At 59.5% G+C, this 20,961-nt stretch carries 19 protein-coding genes; 14 read left to right on the top strand and 5 right to left on the bottom strand.

What is annotated here, in order from left to right:
- Positions 1 to 19 precede the first annotated feature (19 nt).
- Positions 20 to 463, bottom strand: a complete 444-nt coding sequence (locus DUT91_RS19955) for a DUF3775 domain-containing protein (protein ID WP_114442252.1) — start codon at positions 461 to 463, stop codon at positions 20 to 22.
- Positions 464 to 602: 139 nt separating this feature from the next.
- Here DUT91_RS19955 and DUT91_RS19960 point away from each other — a divergent pair, with 139 nt between their 5' ends.
- A complete protein-coding gene (locus DUT91_RS19960; protein ID WP_114442253.1) occupies positions 603 to 1,349 on the top strand; it encodes an SDR family NAD(P)-dependent oxidoreductase in 747 nt (248 codons plus the stop codon).
- A gap of 3 nt (positions 1,350 to 1,352) precedes the next feature.
- Here DUT91_RS19960 and otnC read toward each other — a convergent pair whose 3' ends face one another.
- Genes otnC through DUT91_RS19975 form a run of 3 tightly spaced genes read right to left on the bottom strand, consistent with a single transcriptional unit; the run spans position 1,353 to position 4,270 of the window.
- On the bottom strand, positions 1,353 to 1,988 hold the full coding sequence (gene otnC, locus DUT91_RS19965; RefSeq protein ID WP_114442254.1) for a 3-oxo-tetronate 4-phosphate decarboxylase: 636 nt from the start codon (positions 1,986 to 1,988) through the stop codon (positions 1,353 to 1,355).
- Positions 1,985 to 3,250: a 3-oxo-tetronate kinase gene (gene otnK / locus DUT91_RS19970; protein WP_114442255.1), complete on the bottom strand. Its 1,266-nt coding sequence runs from the start codon at positions 3,248 to 3,250 to the stop codon at positions 1,985 to 1,987. The genes otnC and otnK overlap by 4 nt, the downstream gene beginning before the upstream one ends.
- 18 nt (positions 3,251 to 3,268) lie before the next feature.
- Entirely contained in the window at positions 3,269 to 4,270 is a 1,002-nt protein-coding gene (locus tag DUT91_RS19975; RefSeq protein WP_114442256.1) for a LacI family DNA-binding transcriptional regulator, read from the bottom strand.
- Positions 4,271 to 4,421: 151 nt separating this feature from the next.
- Here DUT91_RS19975 and ltnD point away from each other — a divergent pair, with 151 nt between their 5' ends.
- The 13 genes from ltnD to mmsB all read left to right on the top strand — a co-directional run bounded on the left by ltnD (position 4,422) and on the right by mmsB (position 20,494).
- Positions 4,422 to 5,345 carry an L-threonate dehydrogenase gene (ltnD, locus tag DUT91_RS19980; protein WP_425373821.1) on the top strand — a complete coding sequence of 308 codons (924 nt, stop codon included), beginning with the start codon at positions 4,422 to 4,424 and terminating at the stop codon, positions 5,343 to 5,345.
- Positions 5,346 to 6,113: a 2-oxo-tetronate isomerase gene (gene otnI / locus DUT91_RS19985; RefSeq protein ID WP_114442257.1), complete on the top strand. Its 768-nt coding sequence runs from the start codon at positions 5,346 to 5,348 to the stop codon at positions 6,111 to 6,113. It begins immediately after the preceding gene.
- Between the two features lie 126 nt (positions 6,114 to 6,239).
- On the top strand, positions 6,240 to 7,223 hold the full coding sequence (gene denD / locus DUT91_RS19990) for a D-erythronate dehydrogenase (RefSeq protein ID WP_114442258.1): 984 nt from the start codon (positions 6,240 to 6,242) through the stop codon (positions 7,221 to 7,223).
- A 1-nt stretch (position 7,224) separates the two neighbouring features.
- Complete coding sequence (locus tag DUT91_RS19995) at positions 7,225 to 8,001, top strand: SDR family oxidoreductase (RefSeq protein ID WP_114442259.1); 777 nt, start codon at positions 7,225 to 7,227, stop codon at positions 7,999 to 8,001.
- 79 nt (positions 8,002 to 8,080) lie between these two features.
- Entirely contained in the window at positions 8,081 to 9,148 is a 1,068-nt protein-coding gene (locus DUT91_RS20000; RefSeq protein ID WP_114442260.1) for an ABC transporter ATP-binding protein, read from the top strand.
- Between the two features lie 165 nt (positions 9,149 to 9,313).
- Entirely contained in the window at positions 9,314 to 10,627 is a 1,314-nt protein-coding gene (locus DUT91_RS20005) for an ABC transporter substrate-binding protein (RefSeq protein WP_114442261.1), read from the top strand.
- 129 nt (positions 10,628 to 10,756) lie between these two features.
- Positions 10,757 to 11,689 (top strand): carbohydrate ABC transporter permease, encoded by a 933-nt coding sequence (locus tag DUT91_RS20010; RefSeq protein WP_114442262.1) that lies wholly within the window; start codon positions 10,757 to 10,759, stop codon positions 11,687 to 11,689.
- Between the two features lie 16 nt (positions 11,690 to 11,705).
- Positions 11,706 to 12,620: a carbohydrate ABC transporter permease gene (locus DUT91_RS20015; protein ID WP_114442263.1), complete on the top strand. Its 915-nt coding sequence runs from the start codon at positions 11,706 to 11,708 to the stop codon at positions 12,618 to 12,620.
- 141 nt (positions 12,621 to 12,761) lie between these two features.
- Positions 12,762 to 13,751 (top strand): TAXI family TRAP transporter solute-binding subunit, encoded by a 990-nt coding sequence (locus tag DUT91_RS20020; RefSeq protein ID WP_114442264.1) that lies wholly within the window; start codon positions 12,762 to 12,764, stop codon positions 13,749 to 13,751.
- A 105-nt stretch (positions 13,752 to 13,856) separates the two neighbouring features.
- Complete coding sequence (locus DUT91_RS20025) at positions 13,857 to 15,911, top strand: TRAP transporter permease (RefSeq protein WP_114442265.1); 2,055 nt, start codon at positions 13,857 to 13,859, stop codon at positions 15,909 to 15,911.
- A gap of 659 nt (positions 15,912 to 16,570) precedes the next feature.
- Positions 16,571 to 17,662 (top strand): multiple monosaccharide ABC transporter substrate-binding protein, encoded by a 1,092-nt coding sequence (chvE, locus tag DUT91_RS20030; protein WP_114442266.1) that lies wholly within the window; start codon positions 16,571 to 16,573, stop codon positions 17,660 to 17,662.
- 109 nt (positions 17,663 to 17,771) lie between these two features.
- Complete coding sequence (gene mmsA, locus DUT91_RS20035; protein ID WP_114442283.1) at positions 17,772 to 19,298, top strand: multiple monosaccharide ABC transporter ATP-binding protein; 1,527 nt, start codon at positions 17,772 to 17,774, stop codon at positions 19,296 to 19,298.
- Between the two features lie 2 nt (positions 19,299 to 19,300).
- Entirely contained in the window at positions 19,301 to 20,494 is a 1,194-nt protein-coding gene (mmsB, locus tag DUT91_RS20040) for a multiple monosaccharide ABC transporter permease (protein WP_114442267.1), read from the top strand.
- Positions 20,495 to 20,549: 55 nt separating this feature from the next.
- Here mmsB and DUT91_RS26225 read toward each other — a convergent pair.
- Positions 20,550 to 20,961: hypothetical protein (locus tag DUT91_RS26225; RefSeq protein ID WP_200835024.1), on the bottom strand; the 412-nt coding region annotated here is incomplete at its 5' end.

A 20,961-nucleotide genomic window follows, 5' to 3' on the forward strand; every position in this document is an offset into this window, starting at 1 on the left:
AGTGGGGCCCCATCAACAGCTAAAGGCGATCGGCTTCGTAATCTGCGCAGGAATAATCCAGTATTGACAGGCCCTCGGCGAGATAATCGGCAAGAAGCGGTGTTCCGAAGAGATAATCGGCCGTGTGTTCATTGTGCGCCTCGGCGGCGTCTTTGCGCACGGTCTCCCAGTCTTCAGCGACATGGTCGTCGCGGCCGAGCCACATCAAGGCCACGAGATCAATTTGTTCGTCGATGGAAAGATTGGCAATCAGGGAGCGCAACTCCTCCTCGACGGCATCATTGTCGTGGTCCTCGAGAACGGCTGCGTTACCGTCATCGGATGGGTTGGATCCCGGATCCGGCTCGGTCACGACGTCCTTTGCGGAATATTCCCGTGCCCTCATGATGATGAAGCAGACCGTCTGGAGCGGGATAGCCAATTCCACGTCGTCGGTTGGGGTCTGAGCGGTTCGTCGCGTCATCTGTCGTGCCTCCATGCGAATGGAGAAGTAACGCACGCCATGGGAGGCGGTTCCTTTCGAAGGGGTTGGACATTCCTGCAAGGGTGGTCAATATCGTCGCCGGTAGGGATGGAGAGTTCAACGCGGGAGGAACAAGCGCATGAACAAAATAGACCTCGAAGGTCAGCACGCAATCGTAACCGGCGGTGCGCAGGGGCTGGGCTTCGCGATGGCCCGGCGCTTCGTCCAGTCCGGTGCGTCGGTCACCCTGTGGGACGTGGATGGCGAATTGCTGGAAACGGCGAAAAAGGTGCTCGGGCCAACCGCAAGAACCGTCATCGTCGACATAGCCGATCATGAGGCGGTCGCGATCGCGCACGGGAAAACGGAGGCCGATGGCGGCCCGGTGTCGATCCTGGTCAATTCCGCCGGCATTGCCGGCCCGGCTGCCTCGCTCGACAGCTATGATGTTTCCTGGTGGAAGAAGATTATCGACATCAATGTCAACGGCACCTTCTACGTCAATCGCGCCGTCGTGCCGGGGATGAAGGAGCGCAATTACGGGCGCATCGTCAATATCGCCTCGGTTGCCGGCAAGGAAGGCAACCCGAACGCATCGGCCTATTCCGCCTCGAAAGCAGCGGTGATCGGGCTCACTAAATCGCTTGGCAAGGAGCTTGCCGGCTACGATATCGCCGTCAACTGCATCACGCCGGCGACGGCGCAGACGCGCATCCTCGAGCAGCTCACGCCGGAATTCATCGAATATATGCGCTCGAAGATTCCACGCGGCCGTTTTCTCGAAGTCGAGGAGGCGGCTGCCATGGTCGCGTGGCTTGTCTCCCGGGAGAACAGCTTCACCACGGCCTCGACATTCGATCTCTCAGGCGGCCGCGCAACCTATTGACCTTCAGCCAAGCGCCCGGCGCTGCTCGGGCGTCAGTGGCCTGATCGCATGACCATGCAGGAGGAGATAGAGCTTGGCTGTTTCCTCCAGCTCCTCCGTCGCATATTGCGCGTCGAGCAATGTCTTGCCGGCGACTACAGGTCCGTGATTGGCAAGCAGGACCGCATGGCTCTTTTCAGCCCTTGCGGCTACCGCCTCGGCCAGCGCCTTGTCGCCGGGCGGATAATAGGGGACGAGTGGCAGCGAGCCGACGCGCATAACGTAATAGGCCGTCAAGGGCGGCAGCACGTCCTCGGGGTCCACATTGGCGAGAATGCTTACCGCCACCGAATGGGTGGAATGGAGATGCACGACGGCGCCGCTTTGCGTTCGCTTGCAATACATGCACTGGTGCAGGAACGCTTCCTTGGTCGGCTTGTCGCCTTCGATATGCACGCCCTCGGCGGAGAAGCGGGACAGGCGTTCCGGCTCGAGACTGCCTAGTGAGGCATTGGTCGGCGTCATGAGGATTTCACCGTTCGACAGCCTTGCACTGATATTGCCTGTCGAGCCGAATGTCAGCCCGCGGTCGAAGAGGGATTTTCCGACGCTGACGATCTGGTCGCGCAATCTGGTTGCTTCCGAAAGAAATGCGCTCATCTGAGAAGGTCCCATGCCTTGAGGAAGAAATCATCGGTGCCGAAATTGCCGGATTTGAGCGCAAGCGCAATCGCCGGGTGGGCGTTGAGACTGCGCGTCCAGGGGACGCCGGGATCGATCTCCGGGCCGATCCTGAGGGCGGCAATGCCGAGCCCGTTAACCACAGCGCCGGAGGTCTCGCCGCCCGCGACGACGAGGCGACTGAAGCCATTCCTGTGCAGCGCCATGGCGGTCTCCGCCAGAAGATGCTCCACGAGTTCGCCGGCCCGGTCACGGCCAAGTTTCTCCTGTGCCGCGCGGACTTCGTCGGGCTCCGCGCTCGAATAGGCAAGCGGCGTGGGATGATTTACGGAAGCGAGCCAATCAGCCACGCCGGCCGCCGTGGTCCGCCCCTCGGCAATGGCTATCGGGTCGATCTTCAGGGCGGGAATGCCGGCTGCGATTGCCACACCGATCTGCCGGCGCGTCGCTGCCGAACAAGACCCGGCCAGGATGGCCGCCCGCCCGACAGGCGCGTCGAACGCCGCGTCGGCGCTTTTGGCGGCAAGCTTGCCCGCGCGGCGGAAATTCTCGGGCAGGCCGATGGCGATGCCGGAGCCGCCCGTGATGAGCTTCATATCGCGCGCAGCCCGCCCGATTGCCCGTAAATGCGCGTCGGTGATCGCATCGACAATCACGAACCTGTCGCCTTTTGCCCTTGCCTCGTCAAAAGCGCCCGCGATCGCATCGCTGCCCTCGTCGACGGCAGTGAAGGGAACGAGGCCTACCTGGCTGGTGGTCTGTCGTTGCAGCACCCGCACAAGGTTGGCATCGGTCATGGGCGTCAGCGGATGATCCTTCATCGGGCTGTCGGAAAGCAACATGGGGCCGACGAACAAGTGCCCCTGATAGACCGTTCGGCCATTGGCCGGAAAGGCAGGACAGGCGAGCGCCAGGGGAGCGTCCAGGAGATCGGCAAGCGCCTCGGCAACGGGGCCGATATTGCCTTGAGGGGTGGAATCGAAGGTCGAGCAATATTTGAAGATAATCTGCTCGGCGCCAGCGTTAAGGAGCGCACGGGCTGCATCGAGCGACAAATTGATGGCTTCCACAGCAGGGATTGTCCGCGATTTCAGCGCGACCACAACCGCCTCGGCATCGCCCAAGTCGAAATCCGCTGGCGGCACGCCAACCACCTGCACGGTGCGCATTCCTTCGCGTGAAAGCGTCAGCGCAAGATCGGTCGCGCCGGTCAGGTCATCGGCAACCGCACCCAAAAACATAGCATCTCCTCCTCCGTATTATGCCGTCGCTCCGGCTATGATCTGGTAACCGGTATCGACGACCAGTTTTTCCTCCGGCCGCCGGCTGCTTTCCATGAGCTTCTCGACCGCGATCCTGCCGATGGCAAACCGGTTGGAGCGGATGGTCGAAAGCGGCAGGGGAAGCGCCTGGCCGATATCGAGACCGTTGAAGCCGAACAAGCCAAGGTCCTGGCCGACGCGGATGCCGGCGCCCAGGCAATGGAAGAAACCGCCGACCGCCATGTCGTCATTGGAAAACACCACGACATCGAGATCGGGCTTTTGCGACAAAAGCGCTGCAAGGGTCTCGCGGCCGGCCATCGTGGAGCTTGGGCCGTCGAACCGCTCTTCGGCTTTCAGTTCAAGGCCGGCTTCGGCGAGCGCCCCACGCAGCCCCTCATAGCGCAGGCGAGCGCGATGGTCGGCATTCCAGTCATGGCCGACATAGCCGAAGCGCCGGTAGTTTCGCGATATGAGATGCCTGGCAGTATCGAAGCCCGCCCCGCGCTGCGACAGGCCGACGGCGATGTCGATCGGCTCGGCATCGATATCCATGAGTTCCGCCACGCGTATCCTGCTGTTCGAAAGCATCTGGCGGCTCGCGTCGGTATGTTCGAAGCCGGTCGTGATGATGGCGGCGGGTTGCCATGCCAGAAGCGAGGAAAGGAGATGCTGTTCCTTCAACGGATCGTAGTCCGTCACACCGATCAGTGGTTGGTAACCGGTCGGGGCGAGAGCGGTATGGATGCCGCGCAGCACTTCAGGGAAAACGATATTGGAAAGTGACGGCAGCAATACGCCGATGAGCGGCGAGGCGGCGGAGGCAAGCGCACCCGCCGCTCGGTTGGGGACATAGCCAAGCTTGACGATCGCCTCATGAACGCGGGCACGCGTGCCCGCGGCAATCGGCCCCTTGTTGCGCACCACGCGCGACACGGTGATCTCGCTGACGCCGGCAAGTCTCGCCACATCGGCGAGCGTGGGCGCATTCCGCAGCATTCCGCAATTCTCCTCGGCGGGACGACAGGCCTGAAAACGTTATGACAGCGCTAGCATATTTCCCTTGCGCCATGCCAGAGCCTGTGCCTATAAATTATGTCAGCGCTGTCATAAATCGACAAAAGAATCTGATGCAGGGCTGGGGAGGAAGATCGTGAACCGCAGCGAAGCTGAAAACATTGCCGTTATCGGACTGGGTTCCATGGGACTGGGCATGGCCCGGTCGCTCCTGCGCGCCGGGCTCGATGTGTCGGGTTGCGACATCAATGCAGCAGCGCTCGAAAGCCTCGGGGCACGAGGCGGACAACCGTTCACGACACCGGCGCAAGCCTGCGGGAAAGCCGGTATTGTCGTTGTCGTCGTGGTGAACGCGGTGCAGACGGAAAGCGTGCTTTTCGGCGTCAATGGTGCCGTGGCTGCGATGAAGCCGGGTTCCGTCATCATTTCATCGGCGACCATGACGCCCGCGGACGCGAAGGATTTGGCCGCGCGGGCGGCGGAGAGGGGTATCCATTATCTCGACGCGCCGATCAGCGGCGGAGCGGCAAAGGCCGATGAGGGCAAGCTGACGGTCATGGCATCCGGTTCGCCTGACGCGTTCGCCGCGGCAAGACCTGCTCTCGATGCCATGGCCGCGACGGTCTATGAGCTGGGTGATGCGGTAGGAGTCGGTTCATCCTTCAAGATCGTCAACCAGTTGCTGGCGGGCATCCATATCGCGGCAGCCTGCGAGGCGATCACCTTTGCCAAAAGCCTCGATCTCGACATTGCCAGGGTTTTCGAGGTCATCACCAAATCCGCTGGCAATAGCTGGATGTTCGAAAACCGGGTGCCGCATGTGCTTGCCGGGGACTATACGCCACGCAGCGCCGTGTCGATCTTTACCAAGGATCTGGGCATCGTCTCCGATCTCGGCAGGAAGCAGAAGTTTCCGCTGCCGATTGCCAGCGCCGCATTACAGCTTTTCGTGATGACGGAAGCGGCAGGCATGGGTGGCGACGATGACGCTTCGGTTGCAAGGTTTCTGGCTGGGATCGCGGGTCTCGACCTTCCCGGCATGGAGGCGCATGACTGAATGCCGCGTTTTGCCGCCAATCTGACGATGATGTTCAACGAACACGCCTTTCCGGAGCGTTTTCAGGCCGCTGCTGCGGCTGGATTCCCGGCGGTTGAATATCTCTTCCCCTATGATTTTCCAGCCGGGCTGATCGCCGAAAAACTGTCGGCAGCGGGGCTGAAGCAGGCTCTCTTCAACCTGCCGTCCGGCGATTGGGCGAAGGGGGAGAGGGGACTTGCCGCCCTGCCGGAGCGCAGGCAGGAGTTCCGTCAATCGGTGAAACAGGCGATCGACTACGGTCGGGTGATCGGAACGCCGTTGCTGCACATGATGGCAGGCATCGCCTCGCCTGACGATCTGGCGGCGCAGACTGCCTATCGCGATGCGCTTGCCTTCGCCGCGGATGCCGCGGGCGCCGAGGGAATCGGCCTGGTGATCGAGCCGATCAACGGGCGCGACATGCCGGGCTATTTCCTCGATGATTTCGATCGCGCGGTGGAGATCATCACCGGCCTCGACCGCGCAAATCTCAAACTTCAGTTCGATATCTATCACCGCCAGATCATGCGCGGCGACGTATTGGCGGCTCTGGAGGCGATGATGCCGCTGATCGGCCATGTCCAGATCGCATCCGTACCCAAGCGCAACGAACCAGGGACCGGCGAGCTCGATGATTTCAGGGTTTTGCGGGAGCTCGACCGGCTGGGTTACGAGGGCTATGTCGGTTGCGAATATCGCCCGGCTGGGGAAACCACCGCCGGGCTGGACTGGCGGACGAGGATATGAGCTTGCAATGCGGTGTCGCATCGGGATTACTACCGATGCCATGCGGCAGGCGACCGGTGAGGCGAACGGACGACACAACTCAACGCCTTGAGGAGAGGGCGGCATGACAAGGGAGGATGATTGCAGATGCATGTGCTGGTGATAGGTGCTGCCGGAATGGTGGGCCGCAAGCTGGTCGAGAGGATTGCCGCGGACGAGGGTGTCCTGGGTGGCGCCATCGACCATCTGTGGCTCGTCGATATGGTCGCGCCACCCGTCCCGCCAACGCTGGAAGGAGTAGCGACCGCCATCGCCATGGATCTGTCCGAGCCTGAAGGTGCTGCGAAGCTCGCGGGCTTGCGGCCGGACCTGATATTCCATCTGGCTGCTATCGTTTCAGGCGAGGCGGAGGGGGATTTTGAGAAGGGTTATCTCGTCAATCTCGACGGAACACGGGCGCTCTTCGAAGCGATTCGGCTGGAGGGGCAGAAGGAGCCTTATTGCCCGCGCGTCGTTTTCGCATCTTCGGTCGCGGTCTTCGGCGCGCCATTTCCCGAAAAGATCGGGGACGCATTCTTCACGACGCCGCTGACCAGCTACGGCACGCAAAAAGCCATCTCCGAACTGCTCTTGTCCGATTATTCCCGGCGCGGCTTCTTTGACGGGATTGGCATTCGCCTGCCGACGATCTGTATCCGCCCCGGCACGCCGAACAAGGCGGCATCAGGCTTCTTCTCCAATATCCTGCGCGAGCCGCTGGCCGGTCAGGAAGCGGTCCTGCCCGTGGATGAGAATGTCCGCCACTGGTTCGCAAGCCCTCGTTCGGCCATCGGCTTTTTCATCCATGCCGCGCGTCTCGATCTCGCGCAGGTCGGGCCGAGGCGTAATTTGACGATGCCCGGTCTGTCTGCTTTGGTCGGAGAGGAGATCGAGGCCTTGCGGCGTGTCGCGGGAGACAAGGCGGTCCGGCTCATCCGGCGCGAGCGTGACCCGGTGATCGCCGGAATCGTGGCGGGATGGCCCACCAATTTCGATGCCGCGCGGGCCGCGGGCCTCGGTTTCAAAGCCGAAGCGAATTTTGATGAGATCATCAGGATCCACATAGACGACGAACTGGGCGGAAATATCTGACATGGCGAAAGCGGAGAAATCAGGGGCTGCCAAGATTGCGCTGGTGACCGGCGGCGGAACCGGTGTTGGCCGGGGTATCGCGCAGGCGCTGAGCGCGGAAGGCTATGTCGTCGTCATCACCGGCCGGCGCGCCGAGATTCTCGATCATGCGGCGCGAGAAATAGCGGCGGAGACGGGCGGCGCGATCAAGGCGGTCATTGCCGATGTCGGCGATCCTAAAGCCGTCGAAGCGCTTTTCGGCGAGATCAGGAGCGCTTTCGGCCGTCTGGATCTGTTGGTCAACAATGCCGGTATCAACGTCCCGGCGGTTCCCATGGAGGAGATCACCTTCGACCAGTGGAGCGCGATTCTCTCGGCCAATCTCACCGGCGCGTTTCTCTGCACGCAGCAGGCCATGCGGTTGATGAAGGCGCAGATCCCGCGGGGCGGGCGCATCATCAACAACGGCTCCATTTCGGCCACGACGCCCCGTCTCCATTCAGCGCCCTATACGGCGACGAAACATGCGATAGCCGGATTGACGAAATCAACAGCGCTCGACGGGCGGCCATTCGATATTGCGTGTGGCCAGATCGATATCGGCAATGCCTCGACGGACATGACGTCGAAAATGAGCGGCGGCGTCCTGCAGGCTAATGGCGAGCTCGCCAGCGAGCCGACGATATCGGTTGCGCATATCGCCAATGCGATCATCTATATGGCGAGCCTTCCGCTGGACGCGAATGTGCTGAATATGACGGTGATGGCGACCAAGATGCCATTGGTGGGACGGGGCTAACGGACGTCAGGGTGCCGGCGAAGACGAGGAATTTTCCGCCAAGGCACTATCGAAATGAAATACTCTGGGAGGAGTGGAAATGGCAGCGGTAAATTTCGTCGATGTAAGGAAATCCTTTGGGGCGGTTCCCATCATCAAAGGGGTCAACATCGAGATAGATGACGGCGAATTCGTCATTCTGGTCGGGCCTTCGGGTTGCGGAAAATCGACCTTGCTGCGCATGCTGGCGGGGCTCGAGAATATCTCTGCGGGAGAGATCCGCATCGGCAACCGGGTGGTCAACGCGGTCCCGCCCAAAGACCGCGACATCGCCATGGTCTTCCAGAATTACGCACTCTATCCGCATATGACGGTCACCGACAACATGGCCTTTTCGCTCAACCTGAAGAGCACGCCCAAAGCGGAAATCGACAGGCGCGTCAACGGAGCTGCCGAGATTCTCGGCCTTTCCCATCTGCTCGACCGTTATCCCAGGCAATTGTCGGGCGGCCAGCGCCAGCGCGTCGCCATGGGCCGCGCCATCGTCCGCGATCCGCAGGTCTTTCTCTTCGATGAACCGCTCTCCAACCTTGATGCGAAACTGCGCGTTGCCATGCGCGCCGAGATCAAGGAACTGCATCAGCGGCTGAAGACCACCACGGTCTACGTGACGCACGATCAGATCGAGGCGATGACGATGGCCGACAAGATCGTCGTCATGCATGACGGCATCGTCGAGCAAATGGGTGCGCCGCTCGATCTCTATGACAGGCCGGCCAATCTCTTCGTCGCCGGCTTTATTGGATCACCGGCGATGAACATGCTCCACGGCAAGCTCGACCCCGACGACCGGTCGAAATTCATCACCAGGGACGGTACGGTGCTGCCGGCCGCCAACCCCGTTGCCAAAGCTACCGGGCGCGACCTGATCTACGGTCTGCGCCCTGAATACATGCATCTCGATCCGGCCGGATTACCCGCCAAGGTCATCGTCATCGAGCCGACCGGCTACGAGACGCAGATGATCGTGAAATTCGGTGGCGCCGACGTGACCTGCGTGTTTCGCGAACGCGTGCAGGCAAGGCCAGGCGAGACGATCAACATATCGATCGATGCAGAGCACGTTCACCTGTTCGATGAACAGACAGGGGAGAGACTTTCGAAATAGGGCCGCATCGGCGGGTGACCGAAGGACGACGAGGAGGAGATGTCGTCCTGAAAGCCGGCCATGCAACATAAGGCCCTGCAGGCAGGAATTCTGCCGCGGCATTCACCATCCGGGACGGTGGATGTCGGAGAAATCAGGTCCCGTTATCGTGTGAGGAGGAATGCCATGACCATCAAGAGACGTGACTTTATCACCGCTTCGGCGAGCCTTGCCGGCATGGCCGGGCTCAGTTCGCTGGGGATTCGCCCGTCATTCGCGCAGAGCGAGCCGACCTACAAGCCCGAGGAGGGGGCCAGCCTCAGGCTTCTTCGCTGGACCCCGTTCGTCAAGGGCGACGAGGATGCCTGGCTTGCCAACACCAAGAAATTTACCGAAGCGACCGGCGTCGAGGTTCGCGTCGACAAGGAGAGCTGGGAGGACATCCGACCCAAGGCTGCGGTCGCGGCCAATGTGGGCACCGGGCCGGACATTGTCATGTGCTGGTTCGACGACGCTCAGCAATATCCCGACAAGCTGGTCGACATGACCGAGCTCGCCAATTATCTGGGCGACAAATATGGCGGCTGGTATGACGGCATGCGGGGCTATGCCATGCGCGGCGACAAGTTCATCGCCATGCCGCTGACGACGATCGGCAACGCCGTATGCTATCGCGACAGCCATATGAAGGCGGCGGGTTTCAGCGAATTTCCGAAAGATACGGCGGGGTTCCTGGAGCTCTGCAAGGCACTGAAGGCCAAGGGCGCGCCGGCAGGCTTCCCGCACGGCAAGGCGGTCGGCGACGGCAACAATTACGCGCATTGGCTTTTGTGGAGCCATGGCGGCCAGATGGTCGACGAGAACAGCAAAGTCACCATCAACAGCCCTGAAACCATCGCTGCGATCAACTATGCCAAGTCGCTCTACGAGACATTCATTCCGGGTACGGAAAGCTGGCTCGATATCAACAATAACCGCGCCTTCCTCGCCGGTCAGGTGTCGCTGACCGCCAACGGGGTTTCGCTTTACTATGCGGCCAAGAAGGATCCCGCGCTTGCGGAGCTTGCAGCCGATATCCGTACGACCAACTTCCCCATCGGTCCCGTAGGCAAGAGCGTCGAACTGCACCAGACAAGTTCGCTCCTGCTGTTCAGCCATACCAAATACCCCGAAGCCGCCAAGGCCTACATCAAGTTCATGATGGAAGCGGATCAGATGAATGCCTGGCTGCAGGGTTCGAGCGCCTATTGCTGTCAGCCGCTCAAGGCGTTTGCCGACAATCCCGTCTGGACCTCAGATCCGATCCACGCGCCCTACGCTCGTGCCTCGGAAACATTGCGACCCAATGGTTATGCCGGTCCGCTCGGCTATGCTTCGGCGGGAACCATGGCCGATTATGTTCTGGTCGACATGTTCGCGACCGCGGTGACCGGGCAGATGACGCCGGAAGATGCCGCAGCCGATGCAGAGAAGCGGGCGAGCCGCTACTACCGCATCTAACGCGATCAAGAACCGCGAGCGGGCGGCATCCTGGGAGGAAGCCGCCCGAACCGTGGATTGCAAATGTACTGCGCCGGCGATTTTTATGAGCATCGGCGCGATCGAACCCCAGAATACCGGAGATATCAGATGTCCACAGTGTCGTCCGGAAAGCCGCGTTCCGCGCTGTCTTCCCTGCTGCAGAACAGCAATATGCTGGCATTTCTGTTCATGCTGCCGGCAGCCGTTTTCCTTGTCTGTTTCCTGACCTATCCGCTCGGTCTCGGCGTCTGGCTGAGCTTCACCGACACCCGCATCGGACGCGACGGCATATTCATCGGGCTCGAGAATTACGAATTTCTCAGCAGGGATTCAGTCTTCTGGCTCTCGGTGTTCAACACCCTGCTCTATACGGTTGTCGCGTCGATCCTGAAATTCGTGCTGGGGCTCTGGCTGGCGCTGCTTTTGAACGAGAACCTGCCGTTCAAATCTTTCTTCCGCGCCATCGTGCTTCTGCCTTGGGTGGTGCCGACGGTGCTTTCGGCGCTGGCATTCTGGTGGATCTATGATGCACAATTCTCGATCATCTCGTGGTCGCTGATGCAGCTTGGCGTGATCGACAGCCCCATCAATTTCCTGGGTGATCCCAACAATGCGCGCGCTTCGGTCATCGCCGCCAATGTCTGGCGCGGTATTCCCTTCGTCGCCATTTCGCTTCTGGCCGGACTACAGACAATTCCACAGTCTCTCCAGGAGGCGGCCTCGCTCGACGGGGCGTCGAACTGGCAGCGGTTCCGCTATGTGACGCTGCCGATGCTGACGCCGATCATTGCCGTGGTCATGACGTTCTCGGTGTTGTTTACCTTCACCGATTTCCAGCTCATCTATGTCCTGACCAAGGGCGGCCCTGTAAACGCGACCCATCTGATGGCGACGCTTTCCTTCCAGCGCGGCATTCCGGGCGGACAATTGGGCGAGGGCGCGGCAATCGCGGTCGCAATGATCCCCTTCCTGCTTGCCGCCATCATGTTCAGCTTCTTCGGTCTGCAGCGCCGCAAATGGCAGCAGGGCGGGCAGGATTGAGACAGTGGAGATCAAAATGAACACGCAAGCGCAATCCCAAGACCGAACCCAGGCCGATCCCGTCCTGACCGACAACGCGGAAGGCATGAGCTATCTCAACCGGCTGCCGCGCCGGGTTGTCGTCCTCTATCTGCCGATGGCGGTCTTCGTCTTCGTGCTGCTTTTCCCGTTCTACTGGATGGCGATCACGGCGATAAAGCCAAACTCGCAATTGACCGACTATAACAATTACAGCCCCTTCTGGGTCGTCTCGCCGACGTTGGACCACATCAAATATCTTCTTTTCGAGACGTCTTATCCGGGCTGGCTGGTCAACACCATGCTGGTGGCGACCGGCGCGACGATCCTGTCGCTTGCCGCTTCAATCTTCGCCGCCTATGCAATCGAGCGCATCCGTTACACCGGCGCGCGTACGGTCGGGCTGTTGATTTTCCTCGCCTATCTCGTTCCACCCTCGATCCTGTTCATTCCGCTGGCTTTTATCGTTTTCAAATTCGGTATCTATGATTCCAGGCTGGCGCTGATCTTCACCTATCCGACTTTCCTCATCCCGTTTTGCACATGGCTCCTGATGGGCTATTTCCGCTCGATACCGTTCGAACTGGAGGAAAGCGCGCTGGTGGACGGCGCATCGCGCTGGCAGATCCTGATCAAGATCATCCTGCCGCTGGCCGTGCCGGGGCTTATCTCCGCCGGCATCTTCGCCTTTACGCTTTCCTGGAACGAGTTCATCTATGCGCTGACCTTCATCCAGTCGTCGGAGAACAAGACTGTGCCCGTCGGCGTCCTGACCGAACTGGTGCGCGGCGACGTGTTTGAATGGGGCGCCTTGATGGCCGGCGCGCTGTTCGGATCGCTGCCGGTTGTCCTGCTCTATTCCTTCTTCGTCGATTATTACGTTTCCTCGATGACGGGAGCCGTTAAGGAGTAGACGACGGGGTTTCAGGATCTGTTGCCGTATAATGTATTCCAGGCGCCCTTATGCACGGTTTTTATGCAGGGTCGGTTGACAAGCCGCGCCGGCTTTCCCATCCTCCCGCCACAAATTAAGATTCCGTAAAGGGGAAGAGAAATGAATTTCAGCAAGAACCTACGCCGGTTTTCGATTGGCGCCGTTCTCGGGTCGCTGGTCTTGGGAGCGACCTTCGCCATCGCCCAGACGCCGGCCTTTTTCCGGATCGGCACCGGCGGCACAGCCGGAACCTACTATCCCATCGGCGGTCTGATCGCCAATGCGATCTCGGGGCAGGGCGACAAAGGCGTTCCCGGTCTTGTCGCCACCGCTGTTTCGTCGAATGGCTCGGTTGCCAATATCAACGCCATTCAGGGCGGTTCACTGGAGTCAGGTTTTACCCAGTCCGACGTCGCTTACTGGGCCTACACGGGCACCGGCCTTTACGAAGGCAAGGGCAAGGTCGAGGATTTGCGTCTGATCGCAACGCTTTATCCGGAAACTATCCATCTGGTCGCCCGCAAGGATGCCGGCATCAAATCCGTCGCCGACCTGAAGGGCAAGCGCGTTTCGATCGACGAACCGGGTTCGGGCACCATCGTCGATGCCCGGATCGTGCTGGAGGCCTATGGCCTGAGCGAAAAGGATATCACGGCTGAACATCTGAAGCCGGGTCCGGCTGGCGATCGCCTGCGTGACGGCGCGCTGGACGCCTATTTCTTCGTCGGCGGTTATCCGACCGGAGCGATTTCCGAGCTTGCCACGTCGAGCGGCATCTCGCTTGTGCCGATCTCGGGCCCGGAAGTCGACAAGCTGCTTGAGAAGTACAGCTTCTTCTCCAAGGATGTCGTGCCTGCTGGAACCTATCAGGGCGTCGATGAGACACCGACCATCGCTGTTGCCGCCCAGTGGGTGACGAGCGCCAAGCAGCCCGACGATCTGGTCTATAACATCACCAAGGTGATGTGGGACGATGCGACCCGCGCAGCACTCGACGCGGGCCATGCAAAAGGCAAGCTGATCACATTGAAGAATGCCGTCACTAGTCTCGGCATCCCGCTTCATCCGGGTGCTGAACGCTTCTACAAGGAAGCGGGCGTCCTGAAATAGGCAATTTTAAGACAAGATCGACAGGCGGCGGTTCGGGCAAAAATTTCCGGGCCGCCGTTTTTTAGTGATAAAATAGTCAGCAGGGCGTAACGGAGCGATATCGGTATGGCGTCAGATCAAAAACCTTCGCTATCTCCTATGGAATTGGATGAAGCCAAGGCCCGCGAGCTTGAGGAAAAGTTCGATTCCGAAATCCGTTTCCGCCCGCTGGCGCCTGTCGCCGGCCGTCTGGTCGGCACGCTTCTGGTCGCTCTGTCGCTGTTCCACTATTACACCGCCGGTTTCGGGCTTCTGTCCGAAATGATTCATCGCGGCATCCATCTGTCGTTCGTGCTCGGTCTCGTTTTCCTGGTCTTTCCATTCAGCCGGAAAGGCTATGACCAGCCTGCGGTTTCAAGCCTCCTGCGGCCGCTTGGCATATCGATCATCGATTGGCTCCTGGCGATTGGTGCGGTTGTCGCGGTGTTGCACGTGCCGCTCATCCCGCTTGACGACCTTGCTTTCCGGGTGGGCAATCCGACAAGTACCGATGTCGTTCTCGGCGGTCTTCTGATCCTCGTGCTGCTTGAAGCCACGCGGCGTTCTGTCGGTTGGCCGCTGCCGATCATCGCGATCCTCTTCATGCTCTATGCGATCTACGGCCCCTCCATGCCGGGGATACTGGTTCATCCCGGTGCGAGCATCCCGCAGCTGGTCGATCATCTCTATCTGACGACCCAGGGCATCTACGGCATCGCGCTCGGCGTCGTTGCGACCTATGTTTTTCATTTCGTGCTGTTCGGCGTTTTTGCAACGCGGATCGGGCTCGGCCAGCTGTTTCTCGATTGTGCGGCCTGGGTGGCCGGCCGTTACGCCGGTGGTCCGGCAAAGATCTCCATCTTCGGATCAGCGCTTTTCGGCATGATTTCCGGCTCCTCCGTCGCCAATACGGTCACGGTTGGTTCGCTGACGATCCCGGCCATGAAGCGGATGGGCTATAAGCCGCATTTCGCGGCGGCGGTCGAAGCGGCGTCCTCGACGGGTGGGCAGATCATGCCGCCGATCATGGGCGCGGCCGCTTTCCTGATGATCGAGTTTCTCAACCTGCCCTACACGACCATCATTCTCGCCGCGATCGTACCGGCCTTCATGCATTTTTTCGGTGTGCTGATCCAGGTGCATTTCGAGGCCAAACGGACCGGCATGCGGGGTATGACAGCGGAGGAAATGCCTGATCTGAAGGCGGCCTTCAAGCGCGACTGGCCAACCGTCATTCCGCTGGTGGTCCTGCTCGCCGTTCTGCTGTCGGGCTATACGCCCTATCTCGCGGCATTCTGGGGGATCACGCTTTGCGTTCTCGTCGGCCTGCTCAACCCGCGCAGGCGCATGTCCTTCATGGAGGTTTTCGAAGGGCTCCGCGACGGCGCCAAATATGCCCTTGCCGTGGGCGCGGCTGCGGCGACCGTCGGCATCATTGTCGGCGTGGTGACCCTGACCGGGGTCGGCTTCAAGATTTCTTATATCGTCACTTCAACGGCCGCCCAACTGGCCGGCTGGGTTGATACATTTGTTCCCGCTTTCCTGGCTGGTCCGCAGGCGCTGACCCTGCTGTTCACATTGATCATGACCGGCATCGTCTGCATTTTGATGGGCTGCGGTATCCCGACCACAGCCAACTACATCATCATGGCGACGATCGCCGCGCCGGCGCTCGGACTGCTTGGCGTCGAGCCGATCGTCGCGCATTTTTTCGTTTTTTATTATGGCGTGCTTGCCGACATCACGCCGCCGGTGGCCCTTGCGGCCTATGCCGCAGCCGGCATGGCCGGCGCCGATCCGTTCAGGACCGGCAATACGGCCTTCCGGCTTGGCCTGGGCAAGGTTCTGGTGCCGTTTGTCTTCGTGTTCTCGCCGTCGCTGCTACTGGTGACCGCCGACTTCACATGGTCGGCCTTTTCCACGGCGTTCATCGGGTGCGTGATCGGGATCACATGCCTTGGAGCGGCGCTTTCCGGCTTTTTCCTTGTGCGAACAAAGTTCTGGGAAAATATCCTGCTGATATTCGCTGCCATTCTGCTGATTGCGCCTGAAATCTATTCGTCCTTACTGGGCATCGCGCTCATCATCCCGGTGCTTGTAAGGCATATACTGGGGGTCAGGCGAGCGCCGGCGCTCGCCTGACCGTCGGGGGCTGCCTTCTGCCGTGGCTCGATCGCAGAGATGTGATCCATCGGCGCGGCAGGCTTTTCAGCATAATGGCGACCACGCCGACGGAGCCATCCGTCGGCGCCGAATCGTTGCGAGGGCTTCAAGCAGTGGCGACCTTGCCATGTTATCCGGCGAATGATGCGGTCGCCGTGCATGGCCGCCTCGCGTCGTCGCCGCCAGTTCTCCAGTTTGCTGAGGGGTTAACGGGAGCATTGTTCCGTGACGAACATTTTCGATGTTTGACGCGATTTTCGAGGTTCCTTCTCCAGATGAAGGCTCGTTTGCTTCAAAAAGCCCCGAAAAAATCGAAAAAAGGGCCTTGCCGAAGCCGAAAATGGTGCGAAGGGTGGGCCTGAAGTAGAGGCGAGTCCTCACGTCTTTCCGCCCGCATTGGTAGAATTAATGTGCGGCCCTCTCCATTTCTGTTGACAAATGGACCGTTTTAAAAAATCATATTATATAATTTAAATCCGGGAGGCGGCGGCAAATTCTCCGAAGCATGAGCGCATTTGGTCCTGGGTTCGGGATCGAAGGAGAAAGGGTTTTGCCAATATCCGGATTTGGGTGGGATCGGTCGCCTGCTCTCCGGCAACAACCATGGTGGTTGGGGCCGAGGGCGGTTGCCGGCTATAATGCGATCATCAACAGGGAGGATACCCGTGAAAATACTCAAGATTGCTTTGGCGACGCTTTTGTCCGTCGCTTGGATCGGCGCCGGCCAGACCTTGGCTCAAGACAAGGGCACGATCGGCATCTCCATGCCGACCAAATCGTCGGCACGCTGGATTGCCGACGGTGACAACATGGTGAAGACGCTGAAGGAGCGCGGCTACGGCGCCGATCTGCAATATGCCGAGGATGACATCCCGAACCAGCTGTCGCAGATCGAGAACATGATCACCAAGGGTGTGAAGGTCCTGGTCATCGCCGCGATCGACGGCACCACGCTTTCGAGCGCCCTGCAGCAGGCGCATGACGCCGGCATCAAGGTCATCGCCTATGACCGCCTGATCCGCGATTCCGGCAATGTCGATTACTACACGACCTTCGACAATTTCCAGGTCGGCGTCCTTCAGGCACAGTCGTTGGTCGATGCGCTCGGACTGCCCGCCGCGGCCGGTCCGTTCAACATCGAGCTGTTCGGCGGTTCGCCTGACGACAACAATGCCTACTTCTTCTACGATGGCGCGATGTCGGTGCTGCAGCCTCTGATCGACAGCGGCAAGCTCGTCGTCCAGTCCGGCCAGACCGGCATGGACAAGGTCGGCACGCTGCGCTGGGATGGGGCGGTCGCTCAGGCCCGCATGGACAACCTGCTTTCGGCCTACTACACCGACAAGAAGGTCAATGCCGTTCTTTCGCCCTATGACGGTCTTTCCATCGGCATCCTCTCCTCGCTTCGCGGCGTCGGCTACGGCACGCCGGACCAGCCGTTCCCGTTTGTTTCGGGACAGGATGCGGAAATCCAGTCCGTCAAGTCGATCATTGCCGGCGAGCAATATTCGACCGTGTTCAAGGACACGCGCGAACTGGCAAAGGTCACCGTCAACATGATCGATGCCCTTGCTGAGAACAAGGAACCGGAAATCAACGACACCAAGACCTATAACAATGGCGTCAAGGTGGTTCCGGCCTACCTGCTGAAGCCCGTCCTGGTCGACAAGACAAACTGGAAGGACGTCCTGATCGGTTCCGGTTATTATACGGAAGACCAGATCAAGTAATGAGCCAGATGCTGGGCCTCGGATTTGAACCCGAGGCCCTTCCTGCCGTTTCATCGCCAGCCTGGGTGGGGGCGATGAATGCGGCTGCTACATGCGGGTGCGGATCACGATGAACACGATCCTTGAAATGCGGAATATCTCCAAGAGCTTTCCGGGTGTGAAAGCTTTGGACAATGTCAATCTCTCGGTCACCGAGGGCGAGATTCATGCGGTGGTCGGAGAAAACGGCGCCGGCAAATCGACCCTGATGAAGGTGCTGAGCGGTGTTTACCCCCACGGCAGCTATGAGGGTGAGATCTGTTATTGCGGTGAGGAGCGGCAGTTTCGTGGCATCCACGACAGCGAGCGCCTCGGCATTATCATCATCCATCAGGAGCTGGCGCTCGTTCCCCTGCTTTCGATTACCGAGAATATCTTCCTGGGCAATGAACAGGCACGATACGGCATCATCGACTGGGAATACGCGGAAAAGCGGACGCGCGAACTTCTGAAGAAGGTCGGGCTCAACGAAGACCCGGCAACGCTCATTACCCATCTGGGAGTGGGCAAGCAGCAGATGATCGAGATCGCCAAGGCGCTCTCCAAACAGGTGAAGCTGCTCATCCTCGACGAGCCGACCGCGAGCCTGAACGAAAAGGACAGCGATGCCCTTCTCGATCTCCTCCTGGAGTTCAAGGCGCAGGGCATCTCCTCGATCCTGATTTCCCATAAGCTCAACGAGGTGGAAAAGGTCGCCGACCGCATTACCGTTTTGCGTGACGGCACGACAGTCGAAACCCTTGAAAAGGAGGAGATCAGCGATGACCGCATCGTCTCTTCCATGGTGGGGCGTGAACTGTCGGATCGCTATCCCAAGCGGACCCCGAAAATCGGCGAAACCCTTTTTGAGGTGAAGGACTGGGTCGTCTACAATCAGGTCCATCCCGATCGCCAGATGATCAAGGGCATCAATCTCAATGTCCGGGCCGGCGAGATCGTCGGCATCGCCGGGTTGATGGGCGCCGGCCGCACCGAGTTCGCCATGAGCGTCTTCGGCAAGTCATACGGGCGGCGGATCAGCGGAGAGGTCCTGCTCCACGGTCGCAAGGTCGATGTATCGACCGTTGGCAAGGCTGTGGAGAACGGCATCGCCTATGTGACCGAGGACCGCAAGACCTACGGCCTCAACCTCATCGATCACATCAAGCACAATGTGACGCTTGCCAATCTGAAAGGCGTCTCAAGTTCCGGCGTCATCGATGATTACGCCGAATTGAAGGTCGCCAATGATTACAGGCGCAAGACCAATATCCGTTCCTCGAACGTCTATCAGCTGACCGGCAATCTTTCCGGGGGAAACCAGCAGAAGGTTGTCCTCTCGAAATGGCTGTTTGCCGGGCCGGAACTGCTGATCCTCGACGAACCGACGCGCGGCATCGATGTCGGCGCGAAATACGAAATCTATGAAATCATCAACAAACTGGCGAATGAAGGGAAAGGCATTTTGGTAATATCCTCCGAAATGCCGGAACTTCTTGGCATATGCGACCGCATCTATGTGATGAACGAAGGTCGCCTCGTCGGAGAAATGCCAGCCAGCGAAGCCAGCCAGGAGAAGATCATGCGAGCGATCGTCCGCGCTGAGGTAAGGGTGTAATAATGAGTGAACTAGCAACTGCCGAAACCAAGCCGGCGAAGCCCAAACAGTCGCTGTCCCTCTACAGCAATTTCCGTGATTACGGGCTGCTGATGGCGCTAATCCTGATCATGCTGTTTTTCCAGTCTACGACGGATGGCACGCTGTTCCGCCCGGTCAACCTGACCAATCTGGTCCTGCAGAACAGCTATATCATCATCATGGCGCTCGGCATGTTGCTGGTGATCGTGGCGGGGCATATCGATCTGTCCGTCGGCTCGGTCGCCGGCTTCATCGGCGGCCTGTCCGCTGTGATGATGGTGCAATGGCACATCCATTATATTCCGGCGGCGCTTCTCTGCCTGGTCGCGGGGGCTGTTATCGGCGCCGCCCAGGGCTACTGGGTCGCCTATCATAAGATACCGTCCTTCATTGTGACGCTCGCCGGCATGCTGGTGTTCAAAGGGCTGACGCTGGCTCTTCTCGGCGGTCGGTCCATCGGTCCTTTCCCGCCGCAGTTCCAGCTCCTGAGCTCGGGCTTCATTCCGGATTTCTTCCCCGGCCACGGCATTCATGTCACCTCGATGCTGATCGGTGTGATTTTGGTGGGGCTGATGATCTATTCGAGCATTCACCGCCGCATCAAGCGGGAGCGTCATGGTTATGAGGGCGAGCCCTTCATGCTGTTCGCCGGCAAGAACCTGGTCATTGGCGGGCTCGCTTTGTTCCTGTGCTATCTCATGGCGTCCTACAAGGGGCTTCCGAACGTGCTGATCGTCATGGCGGTTCTGATCGCGCTCTTCACCTTCGTCACCCGGCATACCACGATCGGCCGCAGGGTCTATGCGATGGGCGGCAACGAGAAGGCGGCGAAGCTCTCCGGCATCCGGACCGAGCGGCTGACCTTTCTGACCTTTGTCAACATGGGTGTTCTGGCTGCCCTGGCGGGGCTGATCTTTGCCGCGCGTCTCAACACCGCAACACCCAAGGCCGGTCTCGGCTTCGAGCTTGACGTCATCGCGGCGGTGTTCATTGGCGGCGCTTCCGCCATGGGCGGTGTCGGACAGGTGATGGGCGCCGTCATTGGCGCCTTCATCATGGGTGTGATGAACAATGGCATGTCGATCATGGGCATCAATATCGACTGGCAGCAGGTGATCAAGGGACTGGTTCTGCTCTCGGCCGTCGTCTTCGACGTCTACAACAAGAACAAGTGATCGCTGACGCATTGGCGTGGAACGGCCTCGCTTCCACGCCAAATGTTTGCACTGTTCAAACAAGAAAGCGTCGATCAGGCTGTATTTGTTTAATGGAATCGCTTCCGGGCGGTTCTGGACCCTCCGTGCCCACCATCATAAAATTACCTAAATGTTTTATTGTCGTATTTTGATTTTTCCCCGCACTGGAATTCAAGGTGCCGGATAATTCGTTCTTGATCTGATCAAAAATGCGCTGAGAAGACTTGATTCCAAGGGCAATCTGTCTGCCTTCTTGGTGTACACCTCGATAACGTAAAGAATCTTTCGCACTTTCAGATTTGACGGCTCCTTCTACAAAAACGGAAGGAGCGAAAGGATGGACGACGAGAAGGATGCTGTGATGGGTCAGGTGATCCGGATCGACGAAGCGCGGATCAAGGATCACCTTGGTGAGATGGTGCGCGGGACGGTTGAGAGGCGCTGAA

The sequence above is a fragment of the Paramesorhizobium salinisoli genome, from assembly GCF_003335045.1.
Lineage (GTDB): Bacteria > Pseudomonadota > Alphaproteobacteria > Rhizobiales > Rhizobiaceae > Paramesorhizobium > Paramesorhizobium salinisoli.

Bases quoted from the DNA above. Each gene is read 5' to 3' on its own strand.
- DUT91_RS20020 (WP_114442264.1), top strand. From the start codon at position 12,762: ATGAATTTCAGCAAGAACCTACGCCGGTTTTCGATTGGCGCCGTTCTC.
- chvE (WP_114442266.1), top strand. From the start codon at position 16,571: ATGCGATCATCAACAGGGAGGATACCCGTGAAAATACTCAAGATTGCT.
- mmsA (WP_114442283.1), top strand. From the start codon at position 17,772: ATGAACACGATCCTTGAAATGCGGAATATCTCCAAGAGCTTTCCGGGT.
- DUT91_RS20010 (WP_114442262.1), top strand. From the start codon at position 10,757: ATGTCCACAGTGTCGTCCGGAAAGCCGCGTTCCGCGCTGTCTTCCCTG.
- otnC (WP_114442254.1), bottom strand. From the start codon at position 1,988: ATGAGCGCATTTCTTTCGGAAGCAACCAGATTGCGCGACCAGATCGTC.
- DUT91_RS19975 (WP_114442256.1), bottom strand. From the start codon at position 4,270: ATGCTGCGGAATGCGCCCACGCTCGCCGATGTGGCGAGACTTGCCGGC.
- DUT91_RS20015 (WP_114442263.1), top strand. From the start codon at position 11,706: ATGAACACGCAAGCGCAATCCCAAGACCGAACCCAGGCCGATCCCGTC.
- denD (WP_114442258.1), top strand. From the start codon at position 6,240: ATGCATGTGCTGGTGATAGGTGCTGCCGGAATGGTGGGCCGCAAGCTG.
- DUT91_RS19960 (WP_114442253.1), top strand. From the start codon at position 603: ATGAACAAAATAGACCTCGAAGGTCAGCACGCAATCGTAACCGGCGGT.
- DUT91_RS20025 (WP_114442265.1), top strand. From the start codon at position 13,857: ATGGCGTCAGATCAAAAACCTTCGCTATCTCCTATGGAATTGGATGAA.
- DUT91_RS19995 (WP_114442259.1), top strand. From the start codon at position 7,225: ATGGCGAAAGCGGAGAAATCAGGGGCTGCCAAGATTGCGCTGGTGACC.
- DUT91_RS19955 (WP_114442252.1), bottom strand. From the start codon at position 463: ATGACGCGACGAACCGCTCAGACCCCAACCGACGACGTGGAATTGGCT.
- DUT91_RS20000 (WP_114442260.1), top strand. From the start codon at position 8,081: ATGGCAGCGGTAAATTTCGTCGATGTAAGGAAATCCTTTGGGGCGGTT.
- DUT91_RS20005 (WP_114442261.1), top strand. From the start codon at position 9,314: ATGACCATCAAGAGACGTGACTTTATCACCGCTTCGGCGAGCCTTGCC.
- otnK (WP_114442255.1), bottom strand. From the start codon at position 3,250: ATGTTTTTGGGTGCGGTTGCCGATGACCTGACCGGCGCGACCGATCTT.
- mmsB (WP_114442267.1), top strand. From the start codon at position 19,301: ATGAGTGAACTAGCAACTGCCGAAACCAAGCCGGCGAAGCCCAAACAG.
- otnI (WP_114442257.1), top strand. From the start codon at position 5,346: ATGCCGCGTTTTGCCGCCAATCTGACGATGATGTTCAACGAACACGCC.